Raw genomic sequence first — 12,962 nt, 5'->3', positions numbered from 1 at the left:
GACTGATGTGACGATGCGGAACCCACGCCCGAATCGCTCCATTCCGGCCGACCGCTCTGTCCGGCCGCCGGGATCGCGGGGGAGTCCGACCGGGCCGTGCTCCGCAGCAACAGGGGGAAAGCGCTGATGACCCAGCCACCCAGCCAGCAGCCGCCGCAGGGGGGCTTCGGCGCTCCACGGGATTCACCTCAGGATTCACCTCAGGTTCCGCCCCAGGGCCCGCCGCAGAACGGGCCGTACGGGGGCGCGCAGCCGCCGGCCCAGCCACCTCAGGCGCCCGCGCAGCCGCCGCAGGCACCCGCCCCGCAGCCCGGTTACGGATACCCGCAGACGCCGCCCGGCGGACAGCCCGGCTACGGCTACCCCCAGGCGCCGGGCCAGGCGCCGGGTCCGTACGGTCAGCAGCCCGGCCCGTACCAGCAGCAGCCGGGACCGTACGGCCAGGCGCCCGGACCGTACCAGCAGCCGGGTCCGTACGGTCAGCAGCCGGGGCCGTACAACTCCCCGCCCGGATACGGCTATCCCGGCCACCCCGGCCCGCCCACCGCGCCCCTCGGCAGTGGCCCCGGCGGTTCCGGGGGCGGCAAGAACGTCCTCAAGGGCAAGCCCGGCGTCATCGTCGCGGCGGCCGTCGCCGGACTGCTGGTCGTCGGCGGCGGTACGTGGTTCGTCCTCAGCGGTGACGACGGCGGCGGTCAGGCCAAGCCGCCGGTCGCGGGCGGGAGCGGGAGCCCCGACCCGACCACGTCGTCCGACGACGACATCGACCAGGGCGACGGCAGCGGCGGCGGCCGGGAGGCGGACGACGACCTCAACGCCGGTCGCAAGGACGGTGAGTCCAAGGTCGCCTGGCTCCAGACCAACGACGTGGACCTGCCGGGCAACGGCGCCGACGTGTACGGCCCGTGGATCGTCGGCGACACGGTCGTCAAGGCCATGTACAAGTCGGTCGTCGGCTACTCCGTGAGCGACGGCAGGAAGAAGTGGACGGTTCCGACGGCCGCGCCCGTGTGCGCCGCCCCCAACGCGCCCACCACCGACGGCAAGATCGTCATCGCTTTCAAGAACGACAACACCGAGAGCGCGAAGTGCACGCAGCTCCAGATGATCGACCTCACCACCGGCAAGGGTGGCTGGAAGAAGGAGGTCACCGCGCACGGGAACTTCGACTTCCTCAGCGGCCTGACGCTGGCGATCAGCGGAGACACCGTCGCGGCCGGCCGCTCCGGCAACTCCGACGGCTACCGGGTCAGTGACGGCAAGGAACTCTTCGGCAAGCAGGACGGCGACTGCCAGCCCGAGGCGTTCGCCGGCGGCGCCAAGCTGATAGCCGCCATGGACTGCGGCCCGGAGGACAAGCGGGTCTCGGAGCTGAACCCGGCCACCGGCAAGGCCACGTGGTCGTACCGGCTCAAGAAGGGCTGGGACCTCCAGAAGGTCTACTCGGTCAACCCGCTGGTCATCTCCGTGGAGAACAGCGACGAGGACACCTGGAGCATTCTCGTACTCAACCAAAACGGCACCCTGCGCTCGCAACTCGAAGGCAGCAAAGACAAGTTCCTGCGCCAGTGCGACGGTGGCTTCGTCGTCTTCGGCCAGAACCTGGAGGGCTGTGTGGGGGTCGCCGCCGACGCGAACAACTTCTACATGGCGACCGCGCCCGATTCGGGCTCCTCCAGCTCGCGTGAGAACGAGGTCGTCGCCTTCAGCCTGGCCACCGGAAAATCCGCGTGGCGCTCGAAGGCGCCCGCAGGCCGCACGATGACGCCGCTGCGCATGGAGAGCGGCAAGGTCGTCGTCCACATGAACGCCTCGTACGACAAGGGCGGTACGGTCGCGACGATCGCGGCGACCGGTGGCGCTCCGAAGACGGTCCAGCAGCACCCGACGTCGACGGCCGAGATCGAGAGCGCCTTCTACTCGGCGAAGTACCTCTACGCGGACGGCCGGTTCTACCTGACCAGCGGCCGGGTCAGCGGGAGCAACGACGAAGAGGAACTGAAGACGAAGACCATGATGGTCTTCGGTGACTGAGAGCCCCTCGTCCCGCTCCCCTTCCTCCCGTCCCTCGCGGCCCATCCTCGTTTCCCTCTCTCCTTCTTCCTCTGAATTTCCCGAGGTACGTACGCCATGACGCAGCCACCTCCACCGCCGCCCAACCAACCGCCCAACCAGCCGCCCCAGCCACCGGGCCAGCCCCCGCAGGGCGGGTTCGGCGCCCCGCAGGAGCCTCCGGCCGGGGGTTTCGGCGCCCCGCAGGAGCCTCCGGCCGGGGGTTTCGGCGCGCCGACGCCGCCCCAGCAGAACCCGGGGTACGGGTACCCGCAGGGGTACGGCTACCCGGGTCAGCCCGGCCCGTTCGGCCAGCCCGGCCAGCCGGGGCAGCAGCCCGGTCAGCCCGGGTACGGGTACCCCACACCGCCCACGCAGCCGCAGGGCCCGTACGCGCGACAGCAGGGTCCGTACGCGCAGCAGCACCCGTACGGGGCCCCGGCCGGTCCGGCCGGTCCGGCCGGCCCCGGTGGCGGCAAGAAACCGAACCGCCAGATGCAGATCATCATCGCCGCGGCCGTCGCCGTCGTACTGATCATCGGCAGCGGCGTCTGGTACGCCTCCTCCTCCGGCGGCGGTGAGAAGAACCTCTCCACGGCCGGCGCGTCCGGCGGCTCCACCGGGGGCGCCGCGGGCGGCGGCAAGGACCTCGGTGGCGGCGGCACGGAGAAGGCGCCGTCCAACACCAGGTCCACGGTGGGCTACCAGCTCCCGGTGCCCAAGGTCACCGGCATCACCGACGTCAGCGGCTCCTGGCTCACCAGCACCGCCTATGTGAAGACGGGCGTCAACGAGATCGTCGCGTACGACCGGGACAAGAACAGCGAGCTCTGGACGATCCCGCTGCCCGGCCAGGTCTGCGCGGCGACGAAGCACGTCACCAAGGACAACCGGACCGCGATCGCGTTCGAGCCCGCCAAGCGCGCCAACGCCAAGGACTACCAGCAGTGCACCGAGGTCGGCGTGATCGACCTGGCGGCCGGCAAACTGCTCTGGAACAAGTCCGTCACGGGCTCCAACTCCGGTGACAGCAAGTCGGTTTTCAGCGAGGTCACGCTCAGCGGCTCGACGGTCGCGGCGGGCGGTACGGACGGCGGCGCGGCCTTCGACGTCGCCGACGGCACCGTCCGGTGGAAGCCGGAGGTCAGCGCCGAGGGCTGCTACGACATGGGGTACGGGGGCGGCGAGGGGCTGGTCGCGGCCCGCAAGTGCGGCTCGTACGACGACCCCCAGGTCTCGATCCAGAACCTGAACCCGCTCACGGGCGCCGTGCTCTCGACGTTCAAGATGCCGGTCGGCGTCAAGTACGCGGGCGTCATCTCCACCAAGCCGCTCGTCGTCGCCGCCGACATCGGTGAGACCGCGGTCGGCGGCAGCAGCATTTCGGACTTCTTCTCGATCGACGAGAAGACCGGCAAGCTGCGCGCCAAGTTCCCGGCGGGGAACATGTCGGCGGAGTGCGGTGCCACCGAGGTCGAGAAGTGCCTGCACATGGTGGTCGGCAACGACCGTCTCTACCTGCCGACCGAGGAGCACGACGCGGACGGCGAGGACTACGGCGAGACGAACGAGATCATCTCGTACGACCTCGCCACCGGGAAGACCACCTCGAACCGGGCCGACGCGGGCGGCACGTACACGATCTCCCCGCTGCGCATGGACGGCGGCAACATCATCGCCTACAAGCGGCCCCCGTACGGCGAGGGCGGCCAGATCGTCTCCGTCGACGGCGGAACGTTCAAGCAGACGGTGCTGATGCAGAACCCGTCCGACGATTCGCTCGACGACCTGGAGTCCCGCTTCAGCGCGGACTACTCGGAGCTCCTCTACAGCGACGGCCGGCTGTTCATCTCCGACGTCATGCTGAGCGAGCCGTCCACGTCGAGCAGCCGGAAGAACCTCGCCGTGATGTTCACGGCGCGCTGACGCCGGCCCGCCCCGTACGACCTCTGTGAGCGGCCCCGCCGGGTGACGGCGGGGCCGCTCACGCGTGATCAGGGAGTGATCCGTTCGCGCCTCCGGAGAGGCCGAATGTGAGGTCAACTTGCCCTGAACAAGACGAATTTCGCTGATCCGGGGGGCTTCTGACCGGTAGGGCGCGCGCGATGTCGAACAAGCGTGTAGCTTGCCGGGTCAGAGGCCGGGGGGTCAGGGACCAGCGGGGGATGGGGGTTGCTCGATGGGCGTGCGGCTCATGGTGGTCGACGATCACAGATTGCTTGCCGAGGCGCTCGCCTCCGCGCTGAAGCTGCGGGGGCACCGGGTGCTCGCGGCGGCGGCGCCGACGGCGGGCGTCGCGGAGCTGGTGGTGAGCAGGGCGCCGGAGGTCTGCCTGATGGGTACGGCGGCACCGGCGGAGCCGGGCGCGTTCGACCCGATCGTACGGATCAAACGGGACCGCCCGCAGGTGGCGGTCGTGGTGCTGGGCCCGGTGCCGAGCCCGCGCGGCATCGCGGCGGCGTTCGCGGCGGGCGCGTCCGGCTACGTACGGCACGACGAGCGCATCGAGGGCGTCGAGCGGGCCATGGTGAAGGCGCGGGCGGGGGAGGCGGCGGTCGCGCCGCAGCTCCTCCAGGGGGCGTTCACGGAACTGCTCAACCCGGCGGCGCAGCCGGACGACGAGGGCCAGCGGCTCCTGCGGATGCTGACGCCGCGCGAGATCGAGGTGCTCGTACGGGTCGCGGAGGGCGAGGACACGCGGCTGATCGCGGCGGGCATGGGCATAGCGCCGAGCACGGCCAGGACCCATGTGCAGCGGGTCCTGATGAAGCTGGGCGTCGGCTCCCGACTGGAGGCCGCGGCCCTCGCGGCCCGCACGGGGCTCCTGGACCGCGCGGCCGCCCTGACATCGCGCCAGACGGCGACGGACCCCGGCTGAGCGCGAGTGCCGGGGTCCGCCGCGCGGCGGGGAGCTACTTGTTGAGGTCGAGGACGACGACGCGCAGGCCCTCGTAATTCTCCGGTGCGACCGTCGCGACGATCGCACCGGTCGGACGGTCCGCGGTCGGCGCGGCTGTGACCGCGGCGTGCGCGATGCCGATCGGCACGCCCGCGCGGGCCAGTTCGGCGACCTGGAGACTTCCGGGGAAGTCCAGGTCGACGGTGTGTAACGCGTCCAGCGAGCCGGTGTGGACGCCGACCCCCTCCCGTTTACGGTCGGCTTCGAGGAGGCACAGCGTGGGCACGAGGAGACGTACGTCGGCGTTGCGGTAACCGCGCATGACGAGGGTCGAGGCTGGTTTGTTCCCGCCGCCCAGAGCCAGCAGCGTCGGGTCGTCGAGAACGAGGTGCTGAAGGCTCACGCGGCGTCCCGAATCTCGTTCGATTCGACGGCTACGGTCGTCTCGGCCGTCCCGGCGGCGTGCGCGCGGTGGAACGCCGCATCGATCTTCCGCTGCATCGCGGTTTCGTCGGCGTCGCTGACCAGCGCTCCGAAGTGCTCGGCGAGGTACTGCCTCGCCCCGGCGGCCCTTTCCTCACGTTCCTCGGGCGTGAGCGTGGACTCCGCGAACTCCTGGAGCAGGGCCCTGATCGAGAGGGAGCGGGCCTCGGCCAGTACGGCGAGGCGGTCGCGGACGGCGTCGGGGACACGGATCATCACGTCTTTCGCATCTTTCACGGAGCCAGGATACGTCGCGTATACGCGCTGTCGTGCCCCTTCTTCGTTTCCGATCAAAACCCTTTCCTCTTGACCGCGACTGTCGATTTGTGATTTCTTGTGTTTGCTTTTGTTTGATTGGAGCGCGAGGGAGCCCCGTGGTGAAGAAGACGTCGAACCGACTCGCCGACGGGCGCGAGATCGTCTATTACGACTCCCGGGACGACGCCGTACGCGACACGCCCGACCGCCGCCCCCTCGGCCCCGTCGCCACCACCTCCGAGGTGCGCCACGACCCCCTCCTCGGCGACGCCGTCGCCATCGCCTCGCACCGGCAGGGCCGTACGTACCACCCGCCCGCCGACGAGTGCCCCCTCTGCCCGTCCCAGGGCGGCCGGCTCAGTGAGATCCCCGAGCCGGAGTACGACGTCGCCGTCTTCGAGAACCGTTTCCCCTCCCTCGCCGGGGACTCCGGGCGGTGCGAGGTCGTCTGCTTCACCTCCGACCACGACGCCTCCTTCGCCGACCTCACCGACGCGCAGGCCGCCCTCGTCCTCGAAGCCTGGACCGACCGCACCGCAGAACTGGCCGAACTCCCGCAGGTCGAGCAGGTCTTCGCGTTCGAGAACCGCGGCGCCGAGATCGGTGTGACACTCGCCCACCCGCACGGGCAGATCTACGCGTACCCCTTCGTCACCCCGCGCTCCGCGCTGATGCTCCGCTCCGTGGCCGCGCACCGCGAGGCGACCGGCCGTAACCTCTTCGACGACCTCGTGGAGAAGGAGGTCACGGACGGGGCCCGGATCGTGCTCGACGGTGAGCACTGGGTGGCGTTCGTGCCGTACGCCGCGCACTGGCCGTACGAGGTCCACCTCCACCCCAAGCGGCGCGTCCCCGACCTGCGGGCGCTCGACGACGCGGCGCGCACAGAGTTCCCACAGATGTATCTGGAACTCTTGAGGCGCTTCGACCGGATCTTCGGCGAAGGTGAACCACCCACGCCGTACATCGCCGCCTGGCACCAGGCCCCCTTCCGGGCCGCGGGCCGGGACGATTTCGCGCTCCACCTTGAGCTTTTCACCATCCGCCGCACTTCCGGCAAGCTGAAATTCCTCGCGGGTTCCGAATCCGGCATGAGTGTGTTCATCAACGACGTGCCGCCGGAGGCCGCGGCCGAGCGACTGCGAGAGGTAGCGAGCGAGTGAGCGCGAAGAAGTACCTGGTCACGGGCGGTGCGGGATATGTGGGCAGCGTGGTCGCCACCCATCTGCTGGAGGCGGGGCACGCGGTGACCGTGCTCGACGACCTCTCCACCGGCTTCCGCGCCGGGGTCCCCGAGGGCGCCGAGTTCATCGAGGGCCGCATCCAGGATGCCGCCAAATGGCTCGATCCCTCGTACGACGCCGTGCTGCACTTCGCCGCCTCCTCGCAGGTCGGCGAGTCCGTCGCCAAGCCGGAGAAGTACTGGGAGAACAACGTCGGCGGCTCCATGGCGCTGCTCGCCGCGATGCGCGCCGCCGGCGTACGCACGCTGGTCTTCTCGTCCACCGCCGCGACGTACGGCGAGCCCGTCTCCACCCCCATCACGGAGACCGACCCGACCGCCCCGACCAGCCCGTACGGCGCCACGAAGCTCGCCGTCGACCACATGATCGGCGCCGAGTGCGTCGCGCACGGCCTCGCGGCCGTCTCGCTGCGCTACTTCAACGTCGCGGGCGCGTACGCCGCGCGCTCCGGCGTGACCGCGGGCGAGCGCCACGACCCCGAGTCGCACCTCATCCCGCTCGTCCTCCAGGTCGCCCTCGGCACCCGCCCGTCGATCTCCGTCTACGGCGACGACTACCCGACGCCGGACGGCACCTGCGTACGCGACTACATCCACGTCGCGGACCTGGCCGAGGCCCACCTGCGCGCGCTGGACGCCGCCACCGCGGGCGAGCACCTGATCTGCAACCTCGGCAACGGCAACGGCTTCTCGGTCCGCGAGGTCATCGAGACCGTCCGCGAGGTCACCGGCCACCCGGTCCCCGAGGTCATGGCCGCGCGGCGGGACGGCGACCCCGCCGTCCTCGTCGCCTCGGCCCAGGCCGCCCACCGCCGCCTGGGCTGGAGCCCGAGCCGCGCCGACCTGACGGGGATCGTCGCGGACGCCTGGGCGTTCGCGCGTAACAAGAGCTAAGTACGACCTGCGGAAGCGAAGGAGAACCAGGGTGAGCGAGAGCGGCACCACCGCCAGTGGCGAGGCCGGCGAAGTCGGCGGAGTCGGTGCGGTCGGCGAGATCGGCCGACTCGGCGGAGTGGGCGCGGCCGGTGACGGCGGCGATGTGACCGCCGCCGTGGCCGAGCAGTTCCAGCGGCTGTACGGCGCGGCCCCCGAGGGCGTCTGGGCGGCCCCGGGACGCGTCAACCTGATCGGTGAGCACACCGACTACAACGACGGCTTCGTCATGCCGCTGGCCCTGCCGCACCGGGCCGTCGCCGCCGTGTCCCGCCGTAAGGACCACGTCCTGCGCGTGCACTCGGCCGACATCCCCGGTGGCATCGTCCAGCTCGACGCCGCCGCGCTCGTCCCGCTCTCCGACACCGGCTGGGCCGCGTACCCGGCCGGCGTCGTCTGGGCGCTGCGCGAGGCGGGCCACGAGGTCGCCGGCGCCGACATCCACCTCGCGTCGACCGTCCCGACCGGCGCCGGGCTCTCCTCCTCCGCCGCGCTGGAGGTCGTCACCGCGCTCGCCCTGAACGACCTGTACGAACTCGGCCTGAACGCGACCGAGCTGGCCGTCCTCGCGCAGCGCGCCGAGAACGACTTCGTCGGCGTGCCGTGCGGTGTCATGGACCAGATGGCCTCGGCGTGCTGCGCCGAGGGCCACGCCCTCCACCTGGACACCCGCGACCTCACCCAGCGTCAGGTGCCCTTCGACCTCGCCGCCCACGGACTGCGGCTGCTCGTCGTGGACACCCGCGTGAAGCACGAACTGGGCGACGGCGCGTACGCCGAGCGGCGCGCCGGGTGCGAGGCGGGCGCGCGGGCGCTCGGGGTGCCCGCGCTGCGGGACATCCCGTACGGGGAACTGCCCGCCGCGCTCGACCGGCTGGCCGCGGCGGGCGAGAGCGGGACCGTACGCGCCTACACCCGCCATGTCGTGACGGAGAACCACCGGGTCGAGCGGGTCATCGCCCTGCTCGACGCGGGCGACGTCCGCGCGGTCGGCCCGATCCTCACCGAGGGGCACGCCTCGCTCCGCGACGACCTGCGGGTCTCCTGCGCGGAACTGGACCTGGTGGTCACCTCGGCGACGGCGGCCGGCGCGCTCGGCGCCCGGATGACGGGCGGCGGCTTCGGCGGCTCGGCGATCGTCCTGGTCGAGGCGGACACGTCCGACGCGACGGCGAAGTCGGTCACGGAGGCGTTCGCGGCGGCGGGGTACGCGGCGCCGCGCATCTTCCCGGCGATCCCGTCGCGGGGTGCGCACCGAGGCTGAGCATCGGACCGGTCGTCGACCGAACAACAAGGGTCGATATTTGTCGACTTCTGTCTCGATACGAAACATCAGTCTCACCGTAAACAACCAGGCCAACGAGTTCTGTGAAATTCCTTCCCCTCCCGGCGGACGCCCGTACGCTGATGCATATGCACCGGTGGGGGCCGGTGCTGATCAGGGGTGGAGACAAGCGGGTACGACGTCCGGGGCGGGGTATCAGTCAACACACGGCGGCGGCCGTGCCATTGACGTATCACCCGCACGCCGGGCGCCGTGCCCGCGCCGTCCGCTCCCCACCTTGAGGGGGTGTCCATGGTACGTATCCGGGTTCTGGTGGTGGACGACCATCGCATTTTCGCGGAGTCGCTGGCAGCCGCGCTCGCGGCCGAGCCGGACGTCGACGTCGCGGCAGCCGGCAGCGGTCCCGCCGCGCTGCGCTGCCTCGACCGTGCGGCGACGGAGGGGCGCAGATTCGACGTGATGCTGGTCGACGCCGACCTCGGCGCGGTGGCCGGAGGCGTCGTCCACGGCGCGCAGACGGGTTATCCGGCGGGTCACCTGGCCGGCCATCCGGCAGGTCACACGAACGGCCATCCGGCAGGTCACACGAACGGCCACGGAAACGGCCACGCCAACGGCGGCCCCGCCCCGTTGCACGCGCCGCCGGCCATGTCCGCCGGGCCCGCCGGGCCCGCCGTGTCGGCGCCGGTCGCACGCGCCGTTCCGGACCACGGCGAGAGCGCGCCCGTCGACGGTATCTCGCTGGTCGCCGGGGTCCGCTCCGGCCAGCCGTCCGTCCGTACGGTCGTACTCGCCGAGAAGGACGACCCGCGCCGCGCCGCACTGGCGCTCCAGGCGGGCGCCTCCGGCTGGGTCGCCAAGGACTGCTCGCTCCAGCGCCTCCTCACCGTCGTACGGGGCGTCCTGCGCGACGAGACACACCTGCCGCCCGCGCTGCTCACCGGCGTCCTGCGGGAGCTGACGGCCGCGCGCAAGCACCGTACGGAGAGCGAACGGCTGGTCGAGTCGCTGACCCCGCGCGAGCGCGAGGTGCTGCGCTGCATGGTCGCCGGCCTGGGCCGCAAGGCCGTGGCGGAACGCCTCTTCCTGTCCCCGCACACGGTGCGTACGCACATGCAGAACGTCCTGGGGAAGCTGGGCGTGCACTCCACGCTGGCGGCGGTGGCGCTGGCCCGCAGGGCGGGCGTCGGGCCGGTCGACCTGGTGGCACGCCAGATCACCTCGACGGGCTGACGTACTCCCGGCCGCGTACCTTCGGGCCACGTACCGCGACCCCGTCCGGGGCGTGCGGCCGGGGCCTCGGCCTTCCGGCGCGGTCGGCCACGATCCGAGGCGTGGGCGCGAGGCGGCCGGAGACGGCCGCGACGTCGTGCAACTCCGGCGGCCTGGTCGCGGGGACGGGCCCCTCGACCGACGTCAGCACGACGCGGCAGTGCGGAGCCCCCCTCGACTCCGCCGGACAGGTTTGGCGTACGTCGCGCCCCTGTGGGGGTCATATGCCATATTGCGGACATGTCCTCGACGAAAGGCATGTCATGAAGTTCGCAGTCATCGGCGGTACCGGGCTGATCGGTTCGCGGGTCGTCAAGAACCTGAACGCCGCCGGGCATGAGGCGGTACCGCACTCGCAGTCCACCGGAGTGGACGTCATCGGCGGCCAGGGTCTGGACGAGGCGGTGGCGGGAGCCGGCGTCGTCGTCAACCTGACGAACTCACCGACCTTCGACGAAGCCTCCCCGGCCTTCTTCCGGACCTCGATGGACAACCTTCTGGCCGCGGCCCGGAAGGGTGGCGTCGGCCACTTCGTCATCCTCTCGATCGTCGGCGCGGACCGGGTGCCGGAGCTGGACTACTACGGGGCCAAGGTGCTCCAGGAGGACCTTCTCGCGGCCGGGCCGATCCCCTACTCGATCGTCCGGGCGACGCAGTTCATGGAGTTCATGGACGCGACCATGTCCTGGACCGCCGACGGCGACACCGTCCGGCTGCCCGCCACGCCGATCCAGCCGATCGCCGCCAAGGATGTGGCCGAGGCGGTGACCGAGGTCGCCATGGGCGCCCCGCTGAACGGCGTACGCAACATCGCCGGCCCCGAGATCTTCTCCCTGGACGAGGTGGGCCGGATCACCCTGTCCCGCAAAGGTGACAACCGTACGGTGGTCACCGACCCCACCGCCGGCATGTTCGCCGCGGTCAAGGGCGACATCCTCACCGACAAGGACGCGCACCTCGCACCCACCCGCTACACCGACTGGCTCTCCTGACCCGCTCGCACCCCCGGCGGGCGCGGCGTCAGACAGGGCCTAGCCGGGAACATTGTCGAACGGCGCCGTCAACTGACGTAGCAGCCCCGCCAGTTCGCCCCGCTGCGCGCCCGACAGCTCGGCCAGGATCGCGCGCTCCTGGGTGAGCAGCCCGGCGAGCGACTGATCCGCCCGGTCCCGTCCCTCGGGCGTGAGCCGGACCAGCACTCCGCGCCGGTCGCTGGGGTCGGGCAACCGCTCCACCAGGCCCTTCTGGGCCAGCCGGTCGATCCGGTTGGTCATGGTGCCCGAGGTGACCAGCGTCTGGGTCAGGAGCTGGCCGGGGGAGAGCTGGTACGGGTCGCCGGCGCGGCGCAGCGAGGTCAGTACGTCGAACTCCCACGGCTCCAGGCCGTGCTCGGAGAACGCGATCCGGCGCGCGCGGTCGAGGTGCCTGGCCAGCCTGCTCACGCGGCTGAGCACCTCCAGCGGCTCCACGTCGAGGTCGGGACGCTCTCGACGCCATGCCGCCACCAGTCGGTCGACCTCATCCTCCATGTCGATCAGTGTAGAGGGTCCCTCGACATGAAGTCTCTTGACGTCAAGAGACTTCGGGGTGCAGGCTGGTGGAGAACCCGCCGGGCACCGTCCGCCCGCTCCGCACCAGCGAGGGAACACCACCATGCCGTCGTCGTCCCCGTCCTCCGCGCCGACCTGGGACCCGTCCCAGTACCTGCGGCACGCGGGCCACCGCACCCGCCCCTTCCTGGACCTGCTGGCCCGCATCCCCGATCTGCCCGGGGTTCCCGGCGCGGCCCCCAGGATCGCCGACCTGGGCTGCGGCGCGGGCAACGTCACCGCGCTCCTCGCCGACCGCTGGCCCACCGCCCGCATCACCGGCTTCGACAACTCACCCGAGATGCTGGCCCGCGCGACCGAGGAGTACGGGGGCCCCACCCCCGGCGGCGGCACCCTGGACTTCCGGCCCGGTGACGCGGCGCACTGGACGCCCGCCGAACCGTACGACCTGATCGTTTCCAACGCCGCCCTCCAGTGGGTCCCGAACCACCAGGACTCCTTCACCGCCTGGACCGACGCCCTCACCCCCGGCGGCGCCTTCGCCTTCCAGGTCCCCGGCAACTTCACGGCCCCCAGCCACACCCTCCTCGCCGAGCTGTGCGCCACCCCACGCTGGCGGGACCGCCTGAACGCGCGCTCCGTGGGCGTCCTGACCCCCGGGGACTACCTCACGCGCCTCATGGACCTCGGCTGCGAGACGGACGTCTGGGAGACGACCTACCTCCAACTCCTCCCCGGTGAGGACCCGGTCCTCGACTGGGTCAAGGGCACCGCCCTGCGCCCGGTCCTCACCGCCCTCGCCGACGACCCGGCGGCGGCCGAGGAGTTCACCACCGCCTACCGGGACCTCCTCCGCACCGCATACCCCAAGGGCCCCCACGGCACGGTCTTCCCGTTCCGCCGCCTCTTCGCGGTCGCCCGCAAGGGAGCGCGAACCGCCGGTTGACGGCTGGTGGCCGAGGGCGTCCCACCCGGGCGTAACGCGCG

12 protein-coding genes are annotated in these 12,962 nt (G+C 71.4%); 9 read left to right on the top strand and 3 right to left on the bottom strand.

All coding sequences use genetic code 11. The features are described 5' to 3' along the window. The first annotated feature begins 126 nt into the window (after positions 1–126). The 3 genes from ACFXPL_RS26110 (at position 127) to ACFXPL_RS26100 (ending at position 4,930) form a co-directional block, all read left to right on the top strand. Positions 127–2,034 (top strand): PQQ-binding-like beta-propeller repeat protein, encoded by a 1,908-nt coding sequence (locus tag ACFXPL_RS26110; protein ID WP_384924038.1) that lies wholly within the window; start codon positions 127–129, stop codon positions 2,032–2,034. A gap of 96 nt (positions 2,035–2,130) precedes the next feature. Continuing rightward, the gene (locus tag ACFXPL_RS26105) at positions 2,131–3,978 is read left to right on the top strand and encodes a PQQ-binding-like beta-propeller repeat protein (protein ID WP_384924036.1); all 1,848 of its coding nucleotides are present in this window, start codon (positions 2,131–2,133) and stop codon (positions 3,976–3,978) included. A gap of 253 nt (positions 3,979–4,231) precedes the next feature. Then, a complete protein-coding gene (locus ACFXPL_RS26100; protein WP_384924033.1) occupies positions 4,232–4,930 on the top strand; it encodes a LuxR C-terminal-related transcriptional regulator in 699 nt (232 codons plus the stop codon). Positions 4,931–4,964: 34 nt separating this feature from the next. Here ACFXPL_RS26100 and ACFXPL_RS26095 read toward each other — a convergent pair whose 3' ends face one another. Both ACFXPL_RS26095 and ACFXPL_RS26090 read right to left on the bottom strand, forming a co-directional pair. After that, a complete protein-coding gene (locus ACFXPL_RS26095; protein WP_384924031.1) occupies positions 4,965–5,354 on the bottom strand; it encodes a hypothetical protein in 390 nt (129 codons plus the stop codon). Continuing rightward, the gene (locus tag ACFXPL_RS26090) at positions 5,351–5,671 is read right to left on the bottom strand and encodes a hypothetical protein (RefSeq protein ID WP_384924029.1); all 321 of its coding nucleotides are present in this window, start codon (positions 5,669–5,671) and stop codon (positions 5,351–5,353) included. The genes ACFXPL_RS26095 and ACFXPL_RS26090 overlap by 4 nt, the downstream gene beginning before the upstream one ends. 140 nt (positions 5,672–5,811) lie before the next feature. On the opposite strand from ACFXPL_RS26090, the gene galT reads away from it, so the two are divergent. The 5 genes from galT to ACFXPL_RS26065 all read left to right on the top strand — a co-directional run bounded on the left by galT (position 5,812) and on the right by ACFXPL_RS26065 (position 11,417). Then, positions 5,812–6,855, top strand: coding sequence for a galactose-1-phosphate uridylyltransferase (gene galT / locus ACFXPL_RS26085; protein WP_384924027.1), 1,044 nt, complete (start codon positions 5,812–5,814; stop codon positions 6,853–6,855). After that, on the top strand, positions 6,852–7,829 hold the full coding sequence (galE, locus tag ACFXPL_RS26080; protein WP_384924025.1) for a UDP-glucose 4-epimerase GalE: 978 nt from the start codon (positions 6,852–6,854) through the stop codon (positions 7,827–7,829). The genes galT and galE overlap by 4 nt, the downstream gene beginning before the upstream one ends. A 118-nt stretch (positions 7,830–7,947) precedes the next feature. Continuing rightward, on the top strand, positions 7,948–9,132 hold the full coding sequence (gene galK, locus ACFXPL_RS26075; RefSeq protein ID WP_384924079.1) for a galactokinase: 1,185 nt from the start codon (positions 7,948–7,950) through the stop codon (positions 9,130–9,132). A gap of 312 nt (positions 9,133–9,444) precedes the next feature. After that, positions 9,445–10,386, top strand: coding sequence for a LuxR C-terminal-related transcriptional regulator (locus ACFXPL_RS26070; protein WP_384924077.1), 942 nt, complete (start codon positions 9,445–9,447; stop codon positions 10,384–10,386). 302 nt (positions 10,387–10,688) lie between these two features. Further along, the gene (locus tag ACFXPL_RS26065; RefSeq protein ID WP_384924023.1) at positions 10,689–11,417 is read left to right on the top strand and encodes an SDR family oxidoreductase; all 729 of its coding nucleotides are present in this window, start codon (positions 10,689–10,691) and stop codon (positions 11,415–11,417) included. 39 nt (positions 11,418–11,456) lie between these two features. Here ACFXPL_RS26065 and ACFXPL_RS26060 read toward each other — a convergent pair whose 3' ends face one another. Beyond that, a complete protein-coding gene (locus ACFXPL_RS26060) occupies positions 11,457–11,954 on the bottom strand; it encodes a MarR family winged helix-turn-helix transcriptional regulator (protein WP_384924021.1) in 498 nt (165 codons plus the stop codon). A gap of 124 nt (positions 11,955–12,078) precedes the next feature. Between ACFXPL_RS26060 and ACFXPL_RS26055 the strand changes: the two genes are divergently transcribed. Continuing rightward, positions 12,079–12,921 (top strand): trans-aconitate 2-methyltransferase, encoded by an 843-nt coding sequence (locus ACFXPL_RS26055; RefSeq protein WP_384924019.1) that lies wholly within the window; start codon positions 12,079–12,081, stop codon positions 12,919–12,921. The last annotated feature ends 41 nt before the right edge of the window (positions 12,922–12,962 follow it).

The organism is Streptomyces sp. NPDC059092, from assembly GCF_042756365.1.
Lineage (GTDB): Bacteria > Actinomycetota > Actinomycetes > Streptomycetales > Streptomycetaceae > Streptomyces.
This window is presented reverse-complemented; position numbering and strand designations above follow the sequence as displayed.